The organism is Nostoc sp. TCL26-01 (assembly GCF_013393945.1).
Taxonomy (GTDB): domain Bacteria; phylum Cyanobacteriota; class Cyanobacteriia; order Cyanobacteriales; family Nostocaceae; genus Trichormus.
Map to the genome: position 1 here is coordinate 888,451 of NZ_CP040297.1, position 20,928 is coordinate 909,378.

Annotated in this window: 15 protein-coding genes; 10 read left to right on the top strand and 5 right to left on the bottom strand. The window is 41.4% G+C overall.

Going from position 1 to position 20,928, the window contains the following annotated elements; all coding sequences use genetic code 11:
* Positions 1–158 precede the first annotated feature (158 nt).
* From FD725_RS03735 to FD725_RS03750, 5 genes are all read left to right on the top strand, one after another.
* Positions 159–2,300, top strand: coding sequence for a GAF domain-containing protein (locus FD725_RS03735; RefSeq protein ID WP_256871840.1), 2,142 nt, complete (start codon positions 159–161; stop codon positions 2,298–2,300).
* A complete protein-coding gene (locus FD725_RS32280; RefSeq protein ID WP_372726721.1) occupies positions 2,291–2,467 on the top strand; it encodes an ATP-binding protein in 177 nt (58 codons plus the stop codon). The genes FD725_RS03735 and FD725_RS32280 overlap by 10 nt, the downstream gene beginning before the upstream one ends.
* A 169-nt stretch (positions 2,468–2,636) precedes the next feature.
* Positions 2,637–3,077, top strand: coding sequence for a response regulator (locus FD725_RS03740; protein ID WP_179051410.1), 441 nt, complete (start codon positions 2,637–2,639; stop codon positions 3,075–3,077).
* Positions 3,078–3,082: 5 nt separating this feature from the next.
* A complete protein-coding gene (locus FD725_RS03745; protein WP_179046876.1) occupies positions 3,083–5,383 on the top strand; it encodes a response regulator in 2,301 nt (766 codons plus the stop codon).
* 173 nt (positions 5,384–5,556) lie between these two features.
* Positions 5,557–6,183, top strand: coding sequence for a Uma2 family endonuclease (locus FD725_RS03750; protein WP_179046877.1), 627 nt, complete (start codon positions 5,557–5,559; stop codon positions 6,181–6,183).
* 43 nt (positions 6,184–6,226) lie between these two features.
* Here the strand turns inward: FD725_RS03750 and FD725_RS03755 are convergent, their stop codons facing one another.
* Entirely contained in the window at positions 6,227–7,312 is a 1,086-nt protein-coding gene (locus tag FD725_RS03755) for a RuBisCO accumulation factor 1 (RefSeq protein WP_179046878.1), read from the bottom strand.
* A 283-nt stretch (positions 7,313–7,595) separates the two neighbouring features.
* Between FD725_RS03755 and FD725_RS03760 the strand changes: the two genes are divergently transcribed.
* Positions 7,596–8,552 (top strand): response regulator, encoded by a 957-nt coding sequence (locus tag FD725_RS03760; protein ID WP_179046879.1) that lies wholly within the window; start codon positions 7,596–7,598, stop codon positions 8,550–8,552.
* A gap of 193 nt (positions 8,553–8,745) precedes the next feature.
* On the opposite strand, the gene FD725_RS03765 is transcribed toward FD725_RS03760, so the two are convergent.
* Positions 8,746–9,018, bottom strand: coding sequence for a BrnA antitoxin family protein (locus FD725_RS03765; RefSeq protein WP_179046880.1), 273 nt, complete (start codon positions 9,016–9,018; stop codon positions 8,746–8,748).
* A 508-nt stretch (positions 9,019–9,526) separates the two neighbouring features.
* Here FD725_RS03765 and ubiE point away from each other — a divergent pair.
* Positions 9,527–10,216 carry a bifunctional demethylmenaquinone methyltransferase/2-methoxy-6-polyprenyl-1,4-benzoquinol methylase UbiE gene (gene ubiE, locus FD725_RS03770; protein WP_179046881.1) on the top strand — a complete coding sequence of 230 codons (690 nt, stop codon included), beginning with the start codon at positions 9,527–9,529 and terminating at the stop codon, positions 10,214–10,216.
* Between the two features lie 86 nt (positions 10,217–10,302).
* Positions 10,303–11,538: a DUF445 domain-containing protein gene (locus FD725_RS03775; RefSeq protein ID WP_179046882.1), complete on the top strand. Its 1,236-nt coding sequence runs from the start codon at positions 10,303–10,305 to the stop codon at positions 11,536–11,538.
* Positions 11,539–11,547: 9 nt separating this feature from the next.
* Here the strand turns inward: FD725_RS03775 and FD725_RS03780 are convergent, their stop codons facing one another.
* On the bottom strand, positions 11,548–13,176 hold the full coding sequence (locus FD725_RS03780) for a DUF655 domain-containing protein (RefSeq protein WP_179046883.1): 1,629 nt from the start codon (positions 13,174–13,176) through the stop codon (positions 11,548–11,550).
* 124 nt (positions 13,177–13,300) lie between these two features.
* Here FD725_RS03780 and FD725_RS03785 point away from each other — a divergent pair, with 124 nt between their 5' ends.
* Entirely contained in the window at positions 13,301–14,473 is a 1,173-nt protein-coding gene (locus tag FD725_RS03785) for a cysteine desulfurase family protein (RefSeq protein WP_179051411.1), read from the top strand.
* 250 nt (positions 14,474–14,723) lie between these two features.
* Here FD725_RS03785 and FD725_RS03790 read toward each other — a convergent pair whose 3' ends face one another.
* Complete coding sequence (locus FD725_RS03790) at positions 14,724–17,711, bottom strand: zinc-dependent metalloprotease (RefSeq protein WP_179051412.1); 2,988 nt, start codon at positions 17,709–17,711, stop codon at positions 14,724–14,726.
* 527 nt (positions 17,712–18,238) lie between these two features.
* Here FD725_RS03790 and FD725_RS03795 point away from each other — a divergent pair.
* On the top strand, positions 18,239–19,963 hold the full coding sequence (locus tag FD725_RS03795; RefSeq protein ID WP_179046884.1) for a pentapeptide repeat-containing protein: 1,725 nt from the start codon (positions 18,239–18,241) through the stop codon (positions 19,961–19,963).
* Between the two features lie 131 nt (positions 19,964–20,094).
* Here the strand turns inward: FD725_RS03795 and FD725_RS03800 are convergent, their stop codons facing one another.
* The gene (locus FD725_RS03800; RefSeq protein WP_179046885.1) at positions 20,095–20,880 is read right to left on the bottom strand and encodes a Uma2 family endonuclease; all 786 of its coding nucleotides are present in this window, start codon (positions 20,878–20,880) and stop codon (positions 20,095–20,097) included.
* Positions 20,881–20,928 lie beyond the last annotated feature (48 nt).

Genomic DNA, 20,928 nt, shown 5'->3' on the forward strand with positions numbered 1-20,928 from the left:
CTTTGTCTCCTTAATTTGTGCAATAAGTCAACTAATAGCTCATAAATTTGTTTACACTATGAATAAGTTCAAATTTTTGTTTTTAAAAAAGAGTTTGACTTAAAATTTCACATCATTTTTTAACAAAAATATACACAATCCCAGAGCAAGCTGGAGGTATGGAAATCAATACAAACCATGATGAACAGGCAAGACTTGCGGCTCTGCGTCAATATCAAATACTGGATACTGAACCGGAAGAAGTTTATGACAATCTGGCTCAGTTAGCGGCTTTTGTATGCAATACACCCATAGCGCTGGTCAATTTTATTGATGAAAATCGGCAGTGGTTTAAAGCTAAGGTGGGGATTGATGTTGAGGAAATGCCCAGAGATATAGGTTTATCTTATCTTTGCCAAGAGAAACAAGATATTGTTGTCATCCCTGACACTCTAGCAGACGATCGCCTAGCTACTAACCCAGCAGTCATCTCCTATCCTTATGTTAGGTTTTATGCTGGTGTGCCACTAATTACACCTCAAGGGCAGATATTAGGGACATTATGTGTGATTGACAATGTACCTAAGCAACTCACTCAACAGCAAACTGATGCGCTCATAGCCTTAAGCCGTCTAGTAGTTAGTCAACTGGAACTGAGACGCAATGTAGCTGATGTGGCACAAATGACCGAAACTCTCATCAGTTACGAACAAGCCGCACGGCTAGAATCGGAAACAGCCAGAAACCGCATTACCAATATTTTGGAAAGTATCACAAGTGCGTTTTTTGCTCTCGATCAACAGTGGCAATTTACCTACATTAATAGTCAAACACTACAGCTATTAAAGAAAACCCATGATGAGCTAATCAATCAAAATATTTGGCAAGTGTTTCCAGAGTTAAGCGAAACAAGATTTTATCTAGAGTATCATAGAGCGATCGCCCAACAAATCAGCGTAGAATTTGAAGAATTTTACCCACCGCTTCAAAAATGGTTTGCAGTTCATGCTTATCCCGGAAAAGACGGGTTATCTGTATATTTTCAAGACATTAGCGAACGCAAACAAGCAGAAGCAGCATTAAAAATACAGAATTTGCGATCGCAATTATTTGCAGAAATCACCCTGAAAATTCGAGAAACACTAGAAATTGAAGAAATTCTGCAAACCTCAGTCCAGGAAGTGCAAAAACTCCTGCAAGCAGACCGAGTTTTAATATTTCGTATTTGGGCTGATGGTTCAGGGACGGTAGTACAAGAAGCTGTCCTTCCTGGCTGGCCAGTAGTTTTAGGTAAAATCATTGTTGATCCATGCTTTCAACAGGACTACGTAGAACAATATCGTCAAGGCAGAGTCAGTGCAATTGCAGACATTGCCAAGGCGAATATTCAAGACTGTCATCGGCAATTTCTCCAACAATTTGGTGTCCAAGCTAACTTAGTAGTACCAATCCTCAATCGAGAAGGAATTTGGGGTTTACTAATTGCCCATCAGTGTGCTAACCCTCGTGATTGGAACAAATCTGAGTTGGAATTATTACAACAGTTAGCCAACCAAATGGGAATTGCTTTATACCAAGCCCAGTTATTAGAACAACAAACTCGTCAAAGCCAAGAATTAGAACGTTCCAACAATGAATTAGAAAATTTTGCCTATGTAGCTTCCCATGACTTACAAGAACCACTACGAATGGTGACTAGTTATCTTCAATTGCTAGAACGCAGATACAAACATCAACTAGACAGCAACGCCGAACAGTTTATCACCTATGCTGTAGAAGGCGCACTGCGGATGCAGACCTTAATCAACGACTTGTTAAATTATTCACGAGTCACAACCCGTGGACAACCATTTGTCTGTGTTGATTGTAGTGTAATTTTAGAACGAGCGATCGCTAATCTCAAGATCGCCATTGCCGAATCTGGTACAGTCATCACCCATGACCCCTTGCCGACCATCATGGCAGATCCGACCCAACTGACTCAAGTTTTACAAAACCTCATCGCCAACGCAATTAAATTCCGCCAAGAAATTTCCCCTCAAATTCACATTGGAGTAGTAAAGATAGGTACAAGTGAGGGAAAAGGGGACAAATCAATTCAAAATGACGCTCGCGGACTCGCTAACGCTGCGCTAACAAAATTCAAAATTCAAAATGAAAGAAGGGGACAAGGAGAAAATTACTTAATTAATTCCCCCCATCTCCCCATCCCCCACTCCCCCACTCCCCCCTCTCCCCATCCCCCCAACCCCAATGGTTATTCTCCGTTCGTGATAATGGCATCGGCATCGAAACCCAATATACTGAACGTATTTTCGTGATTTTTCAACGCTTGCACGGAAGAAGCAAGTATCCTGGTACTGGTATTGGTTTGGCAATTTGTAAGAAAATTGTCGAACGCCACGGTGGTAATATCTGGGTTGAATCAGCACCGGGTCAAGGCTCGACTTTCTATTTCACTATTCCAGAACTAGGAGATAGACAGTAGGGAGTGGTGAGTGATACCAATTCAAAATTCAAAATTCAAAATGAATAAATCATGACTCTTGCCTATTGCCTATTGCCTATTGCCTATTGCCTCTGACTATTGACTAATGACCATTGACCATTGACCATTGACTCTTACCCATAAATTTAATCATGTCCCACTATTTAATATGTCAAAAGCAATTATGCCAATTGAGGTTTTGTTAGTAGAAGATAATCCAGGGGATGCTCAACTTACACGTATTGCCTTAGAAGATAGCAAAATCTCAGTCAACCTCAATGTTGTTGAAGATGGTGTAGAGGCAATGGCATTTTTGCGAAAACAGGAAAAATATGTCAGTGTTCCTCATCCCGACATAATACTGCTAGACTTGAATCTTCCCCGCAAGGATGGGAGGGAAGTACTCGCAGAAATTAAAACCGATGATTATCTCAAACGCATCCCTGTAGTTGTCTTAACAACTTCTCAAGCGGAAGAAGATATTCTTAGGGCTTATAACTTAGCAGCTAATTGTTACATAACTAAGCCTGTTGATTTTGACCAGTTCGTTAAAATTGTACAATCGATAGAAAACTTTTGGTTTGCGATCGTCAAACTGCCACCGGAGTGAGGGCAATGGCAGATGAAATTATTAGAGTCTTATTAGTAGAAGATAATCCTGGGGATGTCTTCTTGATTCAAGAGTTAATCAAAGAAGTAAACACCGTCAAAGTAGAGCTAAAACCAGTTGACGAATTGTCAGCAGCACTCAACATTTTAGCTAACATGAGTGATGGCGAGGCTAGGCTAGGCTTTGATGTCATGCTTTTAGACTTATCACTACCTGATAGTCAAGGTATAGAAACATTTGTCAGAGCTAACACCCAAGCTAAGATAATTCCTATCATTGTTCTCACAGGTATAGATGATCAAAATTTAGCACTACGGGCTATGCAGGAGGGAGCGCAAGATTATCTAGTCAAAGGACAAGTCAGTGGCGACTTACTGATACGGTCTATGCGTTATGCTATGGAACGCCAACGTATAGAAGATGCACTCCGCCAAAGTGAGGAACGATTTCGAGTGGCGCTGAAAAACTCCCCGATTTTTGTCTTTAATCAAAATCGAGACTTACGTTATACCTGGGTTTATAATCCCATTGCTGGGTGGACAGTAGAGGATATGTTGGGCAAACAAGACTTAGAAATTATGCCCGATGAAGATGCCCAACGTCTAACGGCAATCAAATATCATGTATTAACTACAGGTATAGGTAGTCGTGAAGAAGTAGCAATCAGGACTCCTCAAGGCATTCGATATTATGATTTAACTATCGAGCCATTACAGAATGAATCTCAAGAAATTATCGGTATAACTTGCGCTAGCATTGACATTAGTGAACGGCAAGCTGCTCTCAAAGAACGCCAAGCAGCAGAAGCAATCATCCGCGAACAAGCAGCATTATTAGACATTACCACAGATGCTATTTTTGTCCGCGATTTAGCAAATAAAATTCTGTTTTGGAACAAAGGTGCAGAAAATCTCTATGGCTGGCTAGCAAAAGAAGCTATAGGTAAGGATGCCAGCGAATTGTTGTTTGGTAAACCCTCTGCTGAAGTGGAAGCAGCACTATTACAAGTCATCTCTCAAGGTAATTGGCAAGGAGAACTGAGCAAAATTACCAAAGCTGGGAAAGATATCTTAGTTACTAGTCGCTGGAGTTTAGTCTGTGATGAACAGGGAAAACCGAAATCTATTCTTTCGGTAGACACAGACATTACTCAGAAAAAACATTTAGAAGCGCAATTATTTCGGACGCAACGCTTAGAAAGTATTGGTACTTTAGCCAGTGGTATTGCTCACGACCTCAACAATATCCTCACTCCAATTTTAGCAGGAGCGCAACTATTACCACTAAAATTTCCCGATGCTGATGAACGAACTCAACATTTATTAGAAATTTTAGAAATCAACGCTAAACGAGGTGCAGATTTAGTGCAGCAAGTTCTGTCATTTGCTAGAGGCGTAGACGGCAAACGCATCACGTTGCAAATCAAACATTTAATTGTCGAAGTCATCAAAATCTTAAAAGAAACATTTCCCAAATCTATTGAAGTTTATACCGATTTACCCAACAATTTGTGGATGGTTTCTGGAGATAGTACTCAACTCCATCAGGTACTAATGAATCTCTGTGTGAATGCTCGTGATGCTATGCCCAAAGGTGGTAAATTGTCAGTTACTGCGGAAAATCTCTTAATTGATGAAAACTACGCGCGGATGAATTTGGAAGCCCAAGCAGGCCCTTACATAGTAATTGCAGTTACTGATACAGGAGTGGGAATTTCTGAAGCCAATTTAGATAGGATTTTTGAGCCATTTTTCACCACCAAAGCAGTAGGACAAGGTACAGGTTTAGGACTGTCCACTGTTTTAGGGATTGTTAAAAGTCATGGTGGATTCGTGAATGTACATAGTGAAGCAGGTCGGGGAACTACTTTTAAAATTTACTTACCAGCTGTGGGAGGGATGGAAACACTCAGTACAGATAGTTTTGTCCCACCTACAGGTCATGGAGAATTAATCTTGATTGTTGATGATGAACCTTCAATTCAAGAGATTACCAAAATATCTTTGGAAAGTCACCAATATAAAACCTTAATTGCCAGTGATGGAGTGGAAGCGATCGCTACCTACGCTAAACACGCAGATAAAATCAGCGCTGTACTCATGAATATCATGCTACCAGTTCTCGACGGATTAACCACCATACGCACCCTGAAAAAAATTAATCCCCAAGTCAAAATCATCGCCACCAGTGGACTAATCTCTAAAAATAAGCTCAACGAAATCGTCCACACCGGCGCTAACTCCTTTCTAGCCAAACCCTACACTGTCAATGAATTGTTGTTGGCACTGCATGAAGTGATGATATAGTCAATGGTCAATGGTCAATGGTCATTAGTCATTAGTCATAAATTGGCATAACATATGCGAATGTATTAATAAAACCGATTTGGCAAGGTTGGAAGTGTAGATTTAGTAAGGAATGGAGACATTAGACGCATTGTTAAAATAGTTAATACAAGCGGTCTATGGGATAAACAGCAATGACAGTTTCAGCTACTAAAAAGATGACCTTTAAAGAATTCCTTGATTATGACGATGGGACGGATACTTTATATGAATTAGAAAATGGAGAACTAATACCCGTGCCTTCAGAAAGTGATACTAATCAACGGATAGCGATGTTTTTAGTTACTTGTTTTTTGCAATTGGGAATTCCATCTTATCGATTGCGGATGAAGGCAGAGGTAGCTGTACATAGCCGACAGGTGGGGGTACGTGTGCCTGATTTGGTGGTGTATTCTGAGGAGTTAGCCAAAATAATGCAAGGTGCTACACGCTCTCTGATTTTGATGGATATGCCGCCACCGTTGTTGGTAGTTGAGGTCGTGAGTCAGTGCGTTGCGCGGGTTCCCCGCGTTGAAGCAACTGACGAACCCGTAAGGGTGAGTCCAAATCAAGAAAATCGGGATTATCGTTACAAGCGTTCTGAGTATGCAGCACGGGGAATTGTTGAGTATTGGATTGTCGATCCGATTGCCCAAAAGGTGACGGTTTTGGAATGGGTAGAGGGATTCTACGATGAGCGAGTTTATCAGAGAGAAAGTGCGATCTCTTCCCCTCTATTTGCTAATCTTCAGTTAACTGTTGCTGAAGTTTTGCAAGGATGAAATTCGATAAGTTTTGTCAGCATTCACTACTGATTACTCTTGATTATTCATCGATTTGCCAGGAATCTTTTGTGACTTCTTCATCGAGAATTTTGCGAGGGCGGACGATGACGATGACTTTTCCTAGTATGGTTAGTTCTGTTTCTGTGGCAAACCATTGAAAATCTAGTTCACCAGCATTATCGACGACAAAGTAGCTCAAGTCATTCCATTGGCGATGAGAACGATCTACAACGACAATTACAGGCCCGGTCTGGATTTGAGTTGGGTTGGGAAAGCGATCGCTTGTCGCTATAATTGCTACGGGATCTTCTGCACCTAATAGGGTTTGCCAACCGGGTAACGCCACCCAAGCTTGTTCTCCGGCAAATTTAACGACTCGAAATGGTTCTATTTCTTCTACAAGAGGAACAGCTTTTAATGTTTGTGGTGTCAAAGGTAACTTACCAACAACAGGGATAATCCGGGGGAGTTCTTCTTCTGAATCTAGGCGGAAAAACGGGGGAATCGGGGCTGGGCGTTGGGGAACGACGCTAAAATCTGTCAGCAATTGTTCGATTTGTTTCCTAGCTGTTTGCGTGTGTGCAAAGCGTAACCCTTTCGCAATTAGACGCGATCGCTCTTGCAAATCGTTGTTTTGTCGTGCTAACTTCCAAGCTTGATAAGCTACTGCATCCCCTGCATGGTGGGAAAATCCTTCTGGTAGCTGGCGGAAACGAGAGAAGTCTTTGATGGCTTTAGCTATTTCCCTGGCTTCATCTGCATCTAGTTTATGCGTAAACGTTAACTCAGCCGCCTCAGCTCGTTCGGCTTGGGTGAGCAAACGTAATTCATATAAGACATCACTACCCCGTGTAGTGTAATGCGCTAGTGTGGCTGCTGAGGCTTTGGCTGTTTCTATGGAGTTATAGACTTGAGCGCCAACAATCACCTGATTTTGTTGAATTGGTTCAAATCCCGTTTCTTCAAAAATATCTTGGGGTTTGTAACCAGCTTTTTGTAGAGAAGCGATCGCATTTCCCCATTCCACCCAAGTACCTTGTTTTTGCCTTAATTTTCGCAGCAACTCTTGGACAACATCATTAGCAGTATTCTCTGGATTAGGCGTGTTGGGTGGTAAGTCAGTCATAAGGAATTTCAAGTTGAAAATTCAAAATTTTGCTCTTTGTGGCTACTGTGAAAAATTTCTTTGTACCGAAAGAGGGTAATCTATACTGCATCAGTAAATCTTATTGTAGTCTTTAATCGTCAACTATCTCTAGAGGCTATCACTAGAAAAATTTTTGAGCTATAAATATACTTATCCAAGTATTAAAAATCATATCCGCAAATTCCCGCAAGGCTTAATGACAATGATCTACTAAGCTTGTATGGAATATAACAGTATAGAAAATATTTACAGGTATTGGATTATGGTTGATTCCATGACCGAAACGCAAACAAGTAACCGTCAAGTCACAACTTTAGAAAGAACGAAAAAGCTGAAAATTTTGGTTGTCGATGATGAACGAGATAATTTAGATTTGCTTTACCGGACTTTTCGCCGAGATTTTCATGTCCTCAAAGCTGATAGTGGAGTCAATGCTTTAGAAATTTTGGCAGCCGAGGGAGAAGTAGCTGTGATCATTTCCGACCAGCGAATGCCAGAAATGAAAGGAACTGAGTTTCTCAGCAAGACTGTACCACAGTTTCCCGATACAGTGAGGATAATTCTCACCGGTTTTACTGATATTGAAGATTTGGTAGAAGCAATTAACGCTGGGCAAGTTTATAAATATATTACTAAGCCTTGGGACCCTGGTGAACTCAAAGCTGTTGTCCAGAGGGCAGCTGAAACCTATGATATACTCAAGCAACGGACAGAAGAATTACGTCGTGCTAACGCGCAAATGTCACTGTTGACTGTTTTAGTACAGGTGACTCAAGCATCGCAGAGTTTAGAATCAATCCTCACACCCATTGCGACTGCATTTAGTGAAAGTTTTGCGGCTGACACTTGTATTTTACAGCTAGTTACAGGTACTAAACTCAGTCCGACTCAAGGGTTTTATAGTAGTGAAGGCAATGTAGCCAATTGGCTAGAACAAGATCCTTTGACTAATGAGGCGATCGCTACAGGCAAAATGCAAGTTTCCATCAACACTACGAAAGATGCTAAACTCGCTGATATCACTCATTATCAAGATAGCGGTATCCAAGCTCATTTAGTCATCCCCATTACCTACCGTGATGATCTGTTAGGTGTTTTGTCTCTCCAGTGGCAACAACCAGGCTCTTTAAGAGAAGATGAATTAAGCCTGATTCAATTATCTGCTCAATTAGTAGCGATCGCTCTGACTAGTAGTCGCTGCCATGAAGTAAAAGTTTAGTGAGTAGTCTAGAACTTAGGCATAAAGGGTAGCTGTTGAGACTGGTGTAAGAGTGTAAAGGTATGGAGGTGTAGGGCATTTACTCACTTACACCCTCAAACACGCCAGTTGCTACCAACAAATTGGGGAATCAGGGCAACTTGCTCCCACCCCTATACGCTTATACCCTTTAGGACAACACTAGATTTTCGTATCATGGCCTAAGTCCTACACTTTCTATGTAATGCCGTAAAACTAGGTTGATTAAAGCTTTGTATTCTCCATCTTGAGATTGAAACCACTCCAGAATATCTGGCTCAATCTGGACTAATCGTTGTGCTTGAGATGCAGGAATCCTCAAAGTAGTCTTCTCAAAGAACTCTTCCGTTAACGGTGGAATATCGGAGTAATCAATCCCTTCATCTTCCATTGCCTCAAGTGCTGCCCAATTAGTACGAGAGGTATTGCTCAAATCTTTGTCGTTCATATCGATTTGCCCTTCGTGCTGAAATGACTCACATCTTGCACCTATCCCTAGCGATTAGAAATCGCGGCTATACAAACAAAGTCCCTGACGCTCGCAAGCTCGCTACCGCTACGCTAACGGGTGACGCTCGCAAGCTCGCTACCGCTACGCTAACGCCAGTTCCCTACGGCGGGAGACGCGGCTAAAGGACTGGTCTCACCGCCTGCGCGGACTAACGGAAAATCAAAGTTTTTAACCCGCGAAGGCGGGTTTTGCCTGTGTAGCCGCGACTTCCAGTCGCTTGGTGCAAGATATGAGATGATCCGAATCACGTCATTTTGCCCTTCTGTCCACACAACAACTCCCACCCCATTACGTAAAAAACCAATACCTAACCATTACCCTGGTAGCATACAATAATTGATATCCTCATTGGCTATATAATTTCCTGCCCATAAAGTTTAACTAAAAGTTTTTCCATCAGGCAAAGCTTCAGGTTAACTGTTGACCACCATTGACTAAGTAACTAATGACCAACGAAATCCGTAGCATTTTTGACCGTATTGCTCCTGTGTATGACCAATTGAATGATTGGTTAAGTCTGGGACAACATCGCATATGGAAAGAAATGGCGATTAAATGGAGTGGGGCTAAACCAGGGGATACTTGCTTAGATTTATGTTGTGGGAGTGGAGATTTAGCTTTACGTTTGGCACGGCGTATCGGTACAGCAGGTAAAGTATACGGTGTGGATTTCTCACCTAATCTGCTAGCAACAGCCAAAGAACGTTCCCAGAGTACTTACCCCCAACCTCATATTGCTTGGATAGAAGCTGATGTCTTAAGTTTGCCTTTTGCCGATGATCAATTTGATGCGGCGACAATGGGCTATGGGTTAAGAAATGTCACAGATATTTCTCGTAGCCTCCAGGAATTACACCGTGTCCTCAAGCCTGGTGCAAAAGCAGCCATATTAGACTTCCATCGCCCCCATCATCAACAATTACGGGCTTTTCAACAGTGGTATTTAGATAGTGTAGTTGTACCAATGGCGGAAAATCTCGGTGTCAAGGAAGAATACGCTTACATCAGCCCCAGCTTAGATCGCTTTCCCATAGGAAAAGAGCAAGTAGTGTTAGCCCAACAAGTTGGTTTTGTTTCAGTTACCCACTACCCCATTGCGAACGGTATGATGGGAATATTAGTAGTTAGTAAATAGGTGATTGGTATTTGGTAATTGGAAAAGTTCAAATTGCCTATTACCTATCACCCGTTACACGTTCCCCATTCCTAATCCAAAAAACTGTGGATTGGTCTCATCTTTGGTTGTATGTATCTCCCCCGGTATTGGGTGGAATTATTGGCTATTTCACAAATGATGTAGCCATAAAAATGTTATTTCGTCCCTACAAAGCAATCTATATTAGTGGACGAAGAGTGCCGTTTACACCTGGATTGATCCCGCGCAACCAGGAGCGTTTGGCTAAGAATATTTCCGATACAATTATGGGGTCGTTACTAACACCCGATGAATTGCAAAAACTGGCACGACGTTTATTGCAAACAGAACGAGTACAGTCGGCAATTCTGTGGTTGTTACAAATGGCCATAGACCAAATTAAAACCGATACAAATCAGAAAAGTGCCAAAATTGTCGCTGGTATTCTCCGTGATTTGTTAGGAGAATCTTTGCCACGTCTATTAAAAGTTTTAGCCAGAAGAGAAGATTTTTTAGAAGCACAAATCAACCAAATTTTTGATCAAGTATTACTAGAGTTACAACTGAGTGAAGAGCAATCAACTAGATTAGCCGATTGGTTATTAGAAATAGTTTTGCCGCCGGATGTTTTACGACAGGCAATCATAGATTTTTTAACTGATCGCACAATTCAAATTATTGATGAAAGCTTTCGGGAAAAAACTAGTGGGACTTATTGGGTAGTTGCCAATCTCTTTGGATTACGCAATACTTTGACAAGACTAAGAACGTTTTGCTTAGATGAAAAAGAAGCCACAAACGATCGCTTAAAAGAATTAATTAAAGATTTGCAATTGCGCGATCGCATCAAAAAAATCTTGCAAAATTTAACTCTGCAAAATCTGCCTATCGGTACAGTGCGTCAACTCCGCAAAACTGCACGAGAAAGTGTCCGTCAATACATTCAAACTAGCGGTAGTGATTTACTCCAAGGATTAACAGAGTCTGTAGATTGGGAAAACATCGCTGGGTTGCTGCTAAATCGTCTCAGCAATTCACCTGTGGTGATGACTTCTTTAGAAGTTGTCAGTCAAGAATTAGCACTAATTTTGGAACGATATTTAGAAAAAGATTTAGAAGCGATCGTTGCCCAAGCCATACCTATTTTATCAATTGATCAAGTGATTGTTGATCGTGTTAAGTCAACTTCCCCGGCTGATTTAGAAGCAGCAATTGAGGGAATTGTCAAGAACGAATTGCAGGCGATCGTCACTTTAGGTGGTGTTTTAGGTTTTATTGTTGGCTTATTTCAAACCGGGTTTTTAATCTTCAGTCAACAGTAGAAATGTGAATTAATACTTTATTCTGTCTTGCCATTTAATGATCATTTTGTTACTAATGCCAGGGACTTGTTCTAAATCTGGTAATGATGTAAATTTACGCTGTTGACGGGCTGTAATAATTTTTTGAGCTAGCTTTTCTCCAACACCAGGTAATGTGGCTAATTCTGTCGCATTAGCTGTGTTGATATTGACTACTTGGATTAATTGATTGTTGCTAGAGGTGGGAGTTTTAATTTGTGGACATTGAGTTTTGGCTTGTTTAACTTTATTTTGCACTTTTGCTGGGATACCAATTTGACCATGAGTATAAAGACTTGTGAATTCCCGTTCATAATGAGCAGCAATGGTAGGATTATCAATGACTATCAGTGTTTCATCATTGCCATGATTAGCAGCATCAGACCAATTATGTGAACCAGTAATGACTCTTTGATTGTCGATAATCGCAAATTTGTGATGAAGTAAATCGCCTTGGGGTAATGTTGGTACGCCTACTGTAGTGAGGGGATTTTTCCAAGGCTGATTATCCAGTTCATTTTGGCATTTATTACTAAGATCAATTCCCATCATATCTAAGGCTTCGCTATAGGAACGATATGCGAACTGTCTATCAATTAAAGCCCGAATTTTGACATTTTGTTGATGACGTTGTTCTAGAATATTAGCCAGACGCTGTTCGGAAAAAACGAATAAGGCCATATCGACAGATTGGCTGGCTGAATTTAAGGTTTCACCAATTAAGCCATTGCTGGTGTTACTCCAAGGTTGGGTGGTAGGGGTGGGTGAGAAATGTATAGTAATTTTGTTGTTACCTAAAATAATTGTTTGGGGAGGACGTATTGGTTTATTCACGCCAAATTTACTGTCTGTTTTTCCTCCCATCCCATCACCCCACATGATATTAAATTCTTCTGTGAATAAAGTAGCAACTTCTGGACTATCAATTTGTAGGAGGTTGTTGGCATTGCCTAAACTAGTAGCATTAGTAAAGTCGCCAGAGGTGTCGCTAAGTGTCAAGTTTGCCGATGTGATAATGACGAAACGATTGTCTACAACTACAAATTTGTGGTGCATCAATTGACTACCGGCGGAACCATCAGCTTGATCATCTATCCAAGGGATTTTGGCATTTTGCAGAATGATTAGTGCATCTGTTTGCTGGATTTCTTCTGGACTGAGTTGATGATCTCGATTCATGTCCATGAATTTAAAAAATTCTTGATATCGTTGTTTTTCTCTGGGAGTTAATTTTTTGACTTCATTGGCAGTTAAGCTACTCCAAGGACGACTATAGGTATTTTCTAAAATAACTCTTACTTTGACTCCAGCTTTTTGCTTGTCTCTTAAAGCTTGGGCAATTTTGGGTAAGCGTAGTTCTTGGACGGCTATATCTACGCTAGATTTAGCTTGAGAAATCACATCAATAATTTCTTGTTCTAAGTTATCCCCCAGTCGAGTTTGTTGACGATAAAGTTCTCGATATTCTGAGGATGGGGAATGATTAAAGTAAACTTTTACAAATGGGTCTTGTGGTAGAGGTGCAGGACGCTGATTGTCAGACTGAACCTTTTGACAAGCAGCGATCGCTAATATCAAAAATAAGAGCAAAAAATTCGGGAATATGGGAAAAACTTGCACGGTAATCTGCTAGAAGTAGATTGGAAGTGAATATATTTATCATTCCCAAATTTGTCGGTTGTCAGTGGTTAGTAGTCAGTTGCCTTTGTGCAGTGTATCTCCAGGGGATAAATTATTTAGTAATATGCAGATATATTTAGATTACAGCGCTACTACACCTACTCGCCCAGAAGCGATCGCCGCTATGCAAACAGTCCTCACTCAACAATGGGGTAACCCTGCCAGTTTGCATGAGTGGGGACAACGGGCAGCAACTATACTAGAACAAGCCAGAATTCAAGTTGCTGGATTAATTAATGCGGTTAATCCAGAGTCGATTATTTTCACTTCTGGTGGTACAGAAGCGGACAACCTAGCAATTATGGGGGTGGTGAGAATGCAAACAGTACCCCAACACATAATTATCTCTAGTGTGGAACATTCCGCCGTGACTGAACCAGCTAATCTCCTAGAAAAATGGGGTTGGGAAGTCACCCGCTTGGGGGTAAATCAAGCAGGTAGAGTCAATCCGGCAGATTTAACAGCTGCATTGCGACATAATACTGTATTAGTTTCTGTTATTTACGGTCAAAGTGAAATTGGGACAGTCCAAGCGATCGCCCAATTAGGTAAAATAGCTCAACAACATGGTGCTTTGTTTCATACTGATGCAGTGCAAGCGGTGGGACGTTTACCTATTGATGTGCAGCAATTACCTGTAGACTTACTCAGCCTTTCTAGTCATAAATTATATGGGCCACAAGGCGCAGGGGCGCTTTATATCCGTCCTGGTGTCGAGTTAAAGCCTTTGATGGGTGGTGGTGGACAAGAAAGGGGACTGCGTTCTGGAACCCAAGCAGTACCGATAATTGCCGGTTTTGGAGTCGCCGCCGAATTAGCAGCAGCCGAATTACCGACAGAAACACCACGTTTAATTAAACTACGCGATCGCTTATTTGCCCAGTTAGCTGATGTTCCTGATTTAATCCCCACTGGCGATTTAGAACACCGTTTACCTCATCATGTCAGTTTCTACCTAGCACAAGCTGATGGTAATAAACTCAGTGGTAAAACTTTGGTACGTCAGCTAAACCTCGCTGGAATTGGGATTAGTGCCGGTGCTGCTTGCCATAGTGGTAAACTTAGCCCCAGTCCCATACTTCTGGCAATGGGTTATTCTGCCAAAGCCGCGTTGGGAGGAATTCGCCTCACATTAGGACGTGATACCACACAAGCTGATGTTGATTGGACAGCGATGGTAATTAAGCAAGTTTTGCACAGACTGACACCGGATTTATCTTTGGTAATTGGTCAATAGTCAATGGTCAATGGTCAATGGTCAATGGTCAATGGTCAATAGTCAATAGTCAATGGTCAATGGTCAATGGTCAATAGTCAATGGTCAATAGTCAATAGTCAATAGTCAATGGTCAATAGTCAATAGTCAATAGTCAATGGTCAATAGTCAATGGTCAATAGTCAATAGTCACTACTCAGCACTCCCTCACCCAATTACCAATTACCAATTACCAATTACCAATTACCAATTACCCATTCCTCACACATGATTAATTCCCCTGTAAAGGCGCATTTAAGGCTTTCTCGATGCGATCGCTTGTTTCTAATAGATGCGCTTTGGTATACTCATCGCTGGTATTAACCTGCTGAATTTTTTCATCTAACTGTTTTAGTTTATACCTGGCCAGTGAACGGGCATCTTCTGGGACATAGTCTCGACGTAACACCATCCCGATTAACATATCCACATATTCGCGCTGCAAGCCTCGTCGCAGACTGGTGATTTTCATGCCTCCACCTTTGGGTTTTAAGACTTCCGTCCAAATACCAGTTTGCAAAGTATCAAAAAGCTCAGGTAAGGTTAGTGACTTATCAGGCGGACTTTTGAGTTCAATATCCTTGAGACGAGTTAAGCGATCGCCTGAGAGTAATTCTCGTAATACTGCGCCTTGTAACAATAACACCAAATCATGAATGGGATAATCTAGCCGACCAATTTGCGGGTAACTGCCCCAATGATACCATCGGGAAGGGGCTAGTTTATTGAGAAGTTCTGGGGAGAAATTCAAAGCATCTTCAGCAAAGACATATTTTTGCAGTGCTTTTAAGGCTTGTCGTTGTTTTTCTACGGGTACTGGTTCAAATGGTAGACGATTGGGGCGGGCAATTTTACTCGATGACATTTCCCCCTGTTGGAGTCGATAAAAAGACTGGCCACCGATATATTTTGTGGTGTAGAGAATATTCTGAAAGTAGTTACCTAAAATCGAACTAAAGCGATCGCTAACATCACTATAACCTTCTCCATCCATCGGAAAACGCTTGTTAAGGCGTTCCCACATTAGCCGGGAATTATCTAACTGCCATTGGGAATAAACTAGCACGTTGTTACTATTGTCCCAAGCATCGGCGGTGGGATCAAGGTCATAGACATCCTCATCTGGGGAGTAACTTAACTCTGGTTGGTCTGATTGATTAGCGATTGCTTGTAAAATAGGCTTTTCTGCTATCGGAGTTTTGGCTTGGGTTTGGGTATAACCATACTTAATTGCCCACTCATCATAAGGCCCCACCATACTAGGGAAGTAGTCTCCCTGCTTTGTTCCTGGTGGGGCAATATTTGGCGGAATGTAGTCCATCACCGAAGTTACCAAGCCTTTATTCCGGGTAATTTCTTGGTTATTCATTTCTTCTGGTGGTAAAAGTGTGCTACCCCGAAAATTGTGTCGCAAACCCAGGGTATGTCCGACTTCGTGAGCAATAATTAGACGTAAATATTCATGAATATATTGTTGTAATTGTTCTTGAGTGGGAGTGGTATCTTGTAACATTGACATGGTTAACGCACCAAAGGCAAATTGGTTTGCCGCTTCCATCCCATAACACAAATCATACTCACTCGCTAGTTTAGATAACCCACGCCAAGGGTTACTTGTCCTTGTTGGTTGTGGCTGATTGTTATTTGTTCCTTTCGCCTTTAAACCATTACCACAAAGTAAGCCTTTTCCCATTAATGTTGATAAAGAAGTTCGGGTTTTTGTTTGGTTGGGATCAACAAGACTGCGATATCTACTCTTCAGCAATCGCACAAAGCTAGCATCTACCAAAATATCTGCGTCTAAAATTTCCCCAGTTAAAGGATTCACACGGGATGGCCCCATAGCGAAATAACCATCAACTGTGTTAATCCAGCGAATTGTATTGTAACGGATATCTGCTGGGTCCCATGTAGCATTGTTGGGCATTTGTCTAGCTTCAATGGCATCCTTAAACCCAGCTTTTAAGAAGGCTTGGTTCCACATCAGTACCCCTTCTTTAATCGCCTCACGATACTGTGGTGGTACGGCATTATCAATCCAAAAGACAATGGGTTTTTTGGGACGAGATATGGGTGCGTCGGGGTCTTGTTTTTCTAAGTGCCAGCGATTAATGTAGCGCACAAAGGGATCGCTGGGATCATCCTTGGATAAATCTTGATAAGCAGTAATGAAATAACCCACCCGTTCATCGGCTAAACGGGCATGATAGTTATTATCTGGTAATTGAGATAGACTATAATGAACTCGCAAGGTGTAGCCACGACTATCAGGTAAAGACATCAAACGGAACATTTCATTCTCTGAAGTGCTATCAGTGCTAGAAAAGTTCATCACTGACTCAATTTCTAAATTTTGCGGAAAAGTTTTCGCTTCCCCAAAATAAGATTGATCTGTATTAGCAGCCTTACCTGTAACTAAAGATAATCCTGCCAAGTCGGTGAGGAGTAAATCACCCAAGTCAATCAGCAGAGTTTTGCGTTGGGGATGAATGCTTTTGATATCGATGGTGTAGAGAACAGAATCGCTAAAAGAACGGGCGAGCGATCGCGCTTGTGGATCTCCTTCTCGTGTGCGAAAATTGACGTTACGCACTACAAACGATATTTTGTTATTTACCCGTTGAAAATAAAATAAAAAATCTTGCAGAGGTAAACCACTATAAATTCCTCGTTCACCAACCCCGGATTCTAGTGTACTCGTGGCTAAATAATTTTTATTGAGTTGTTCTGGTTTAATTTCTAGATATATCTTATTTTTTTCTGGATGGCGATATAAGGTAAATAATCCCTCTGACTTTTGGGTATCTTTAACTACTTCATCAAATGATTCTAGTTCGTCCTTCTTATCTGGTTTAGCATCTGTTTCCGGCTTTTTCTCAGGCTTATCTGCTGGTTTGGCAACTTGTAATATGGGTTGCTGACCTGCTTTTTTAGTATCATTAACTACCCAATTAAAGGATTGTTGTTCAACTTGGTGATTTTGATCAATTACCCAAACTTGTGCTGGTTTCTGTAGTTGAGTAGCGGGATAGAGAGACAAAAGTGACTGGCTTTGCTTCAGACTGTACAAGTGAGGATTTTGATTGGTAGCTACATATTTTTTTTGATGATTTTGCCAAGTTTTGTTGACATTATCACTTGACGTTAACTGAGCATTAACACTGGCAATTCCTAAAAACAAACCCTGTAACAAAATTATATAAAACGCGAATCTGTTCATCATCTATAGCTATCCCTGATTGACAAAGTAAGGATTTTTCCTAGCACTGATTACTAATTAACTATAATAATTTAGTCAAAATAGCTCAAAGTAATGCTTTTTTCTCTAAAAACACCCGAATTTTGGTCTTAGCAGACTAGTTATGTTAAGGGAAAACATCTTTGGTAATTTTTAGCGCTTAGGTTAGTGCTGAAAATAACCCCTACTGCTTCTGCTTTAACCCTTCTCTGGCAGAGATTTCCCGTTTAACATGAAAATTTAGCCTATTTTGTATGTTAGATGTTGTTGATATTTTTACACCAATTACTAAGATTTATTTTATACTTTACTCTTGATCTCACAAAAACAACCTAAGTAGTCAATGGTCATTAGTCATTAGTCAATAGTCATTAGTCAATGGTCAAAAGCTTTTTTCCTGTTACTTGTTACCTATTCCCTGTTACCTGTTACCTGTTACCTGTTTTAGGAATCAATGCGGATGGCTATGTATCTTGCAAAGCTGGTAATTAGTCTTAACGGATAAAACAATGTCACAATTACCTCAAGTTTGGCAACTTTTGCAAAATTATGTTAAAGGTGCAAGGTCAAAAAATAGACCTTTAACAAGGTATGTTGAGTCCATAGAGTTTTTACCTCCAAGACAACAGATTCAAAAACTAGATCATCATGTAAATTTTTCTCAACTTAACTTACACAAAGATATTTTGTCTCAACAATTGCCAAAAAGCTTACAAAAATGGACAAAACAAGGAGATGGTGGCAAGTTCGAGATGAGCGATCGCCAACTCCACGAAGAGATATATGATCTACTAGGCAATGGTGCATTGACTATAGAAATAGTCGCACAAGTCATGGACTTACTTATTGCTAAAGAGCAATGGCCAGCTATTTTACTGTTCCAACGCCTAGAAAATTTTTACCAACGTTGGTGTGGCGGAGAATTTATTGATGCGCCTCCAGGTGATAATTTGCCGCAGAGAAAATTGATCGAAATAATAGCACAAAATCCAGACAGAGCGATCGGGCTAAGGCAGGTAGACATCTACACAGGGCTTAATGTCTTAATTTTACTCCTGGAGTTACACCGCTACGCCCAAGCACAAGCCGAACTCAAGCCCAAAATCAACTTCTATCCTTCAACCCCAGCCGATACAGATAACTTTTTCACCTGCCAATTGCTGCGAGTAATTAACTACAGTGATGCTATTGAAATTGGCAACTTTAGCAGTATCGTCGGTGAGTTTCTCCGAGGAAGTAACTTGCAAGGTGCATACTTGGGTAATGCTAACCTCACGGGAGTCAACTTTAGCGGCGCTAACCTGAGTGGCGCGTACCTTGGTGATGCTAACCTCACAGGTACAAACTTTACTAACGCTAATCTCACTGGCGCAAACTTTGCTGATGCTAATCTCAGCAGTACTAATCTCAGTGGGGCAAACCTGAGTGGTGCAGACTTCAGTAGCGCTAATCTCACAGGTGCTAACCTCACGGGTGCGAATCTTCAGCGTACTGATCTCAATCGTGCTGATCTCAGTAATTGTCACCTCAATGCTGCTGAATTATCTCATGCTAACCTCAGTGGGACAAATCTCCGCGATGCTGAACTCTGCCGTGCTAATCTGAGCAATGCCATCCTTTTTGGTACTAACCTCAGTGATGCCATCCTCACCCATGTTGACTTGAGTCGTGCTGATCTTTGCCGTGCTGACCTCAGTGGTGCAGATTTAAGTCATGGAATACTTAACGGTGCTAACCTCAGTGATACGATTCTCTTCAGTACTAATTTGAGTGATGCTATCCTCATTGCTGCCGACCTCAGTTACGCCAAACTCAACGGTGCTAAACTCAACCGTGCTAAACTCAACTGTGCCATGTTCTTGGGTGCAGACTTAAGTGGCGTAGACTTGAGTGGTGTAATTCTCAACGATGCTGATTTAAGTGGTGGTATCCTTAACGAAGCCGACCTCACAGGTGCAGACCTAACTGATGCTGTACTCTTAGGAACTGACCTCAGCTTTGCTAACCTCAACAGTGCTAACCTCAGTGGTAGTAACCTCAGTGGTGCAATTCTCAACGGTGCTGATCTCAGCAGCGCTAACCTGAGCTATGCTGTGCTTGATGATATGGATGTCAGTGAAGCCAACTTAGAGGAAACGACCTGGGGAGAAAAGCCGCAATGGGAGAATGTGCGAGGTTTAGAGACAGCCTTGAATATACCCGCAGCTTTGCGAGAACAATTAGATTTGAGTTAGAGCGATAACTCATAACTCTGCCAAGTTTATCTGACAAAGAGCCAAGGATTTGTGGGAAATTCGTCAACGAGCGATCGCCTTTAGGATAAAATTACCTAACGAAGCAGAAATTAAACAAATCAGCTAAAAACCTAAGCTTCTGGTTCAACGCCGAGCGATCGCAATTGGGCAATTAAGCGATCAGCTCGTTGACGTTCTTGCTCTGCCCTCTGATGTTCTTGCTCTGCCCTCTGATGTTCCTGCTCTGCTCTCTGATGTTCTTGTTCAGCTCTTTCCTCACCAGTCAACAATAAATTACCTTGCAAATCCCACCAACGCAACCAAGGTAATTGCATATTTTGGTATGAGTCCTGCCATATACCTAACTCCACACCTAAAGGATCTATGGTGTAATGTCCCCTCTCATTGGCTGGTAATATTTGATATTTTCCACCAATTAATTCATAGACTTCTACACTGGCTTTATTGACTTCATAAATACCATAGAAGGGAGGACGAATTACCTGTTCATAAATCCAAAACTTGCCTTTCCAAGGGGTTTTGTCTCGCTCCTCGCTACCATCTCCAGAAACAAATTCCAACGCAATCAACGGGGCAATAAACTCGCGCCACAACACATAAGACCTGCGTGTTTGTCCATCGAGCGAGGGTGGTACATTTCCAACATAGAACCAATCCGGTGCTGCTGCTCCTTTCTCTGGGGGGTCAGTCAAGCGCCAGTAAATACCACAATCTTGACCAATGCAATATTGTCCATCAGGATGACGTTTTTGCAATATTGGTTTAATGGAGTCTGTGATGAGGATGCTTTGGGGATGTTCCTGGAAATTTTTCACGAAAGTACCATCAGACTCTGGTAGCTGCGTATGGTCGGGAAATGGGGTGAGTTCGGTGGCTGGATTGGTTGCAGAGGTCATAAAACGCCTTTGCAGGATGTAAGGGTTATTGTTTAGTTTAGCAACCAA

Coding starts and splice junctions, on each gene's coding strand:
- FD725_RS03735 (WP_256871840.1), top strand. CDS start 159: ATGGAAATCAATACAAACCATGATGAACAGGCAAGACTTGCGGCTCTG.
- FD725_RS03740 (WP_179051410.1), top strand. CDS start 2,637: ATGTCAAAAGCAATTATGCCAATTGAGGTTTTGTTAGTAGAAGATAAT.
- FD725_RS03745 (WP_179046876.1), top strand. CDS start 3,083: ATGGCAGATGAAATTATTAGAGTCTTATTAGTAGAAGATAATCCTGGG.
- FD725_RS03750 (WP_179046877.1), top strand. CDS start 5,557: ATGACAGTTTCAGCTACTAAAAAGATGACCTTTAAAGAATTCCTTGAT.
- FD725_RS03755 (WP_179046878.1), bottom strand. CDS start 7,312: ATGACTGACTTACCACCCAACACGCCTAATCCAGAGAATACTGCTAAT.
- FD725_RS03760 (WP_179046879.1), top strand. CDS start 7,596: ATGGTTGATTCCATGACCGAAACGCAAACAAGTAACCGTCAAGTCACA.
- FD725_RS03765 (WP_179046880.1), bottom strand. CDS start 9,018: ATGAACGACAAAGATTTGAGCAATACCTCTCGTACTAATTGGGCAGCA.
- ubiE (WP_179046881.1), top strand. CDS start 9,527: ATGACCAACGAAATCCGTAGCATTTTTGACCGTATTGCTCCTGTGTAT.
- FD725_RS03785 (WP_179051411.1), top strand. CDS start 13,301: ATGCAGATATATTTAGATTACAGCGCTACTACACCTACTCGCCCAGAA.
- FD725_RS03790 (WP_179051412.1), bottom strand. CDS start 17,711: ATGAACAGATTCGCGTTTTATATAATTTTGTTACAGGGTTTGTTTTTA.
- FD725_RS03795 (WP_179046884.1), top strand. CDS start 18,239: ATGTCACAATTACCTCAAGTTTGGCAACTTTTGCAAAATTATGTTAAA.
- FD725_RS03800 (WP_179046885.1), bottom strand. CDS start 20,880: ATGACCTCTGCAACCAATCCAGCCACCGAACTCACCCCATTTCCCGAC.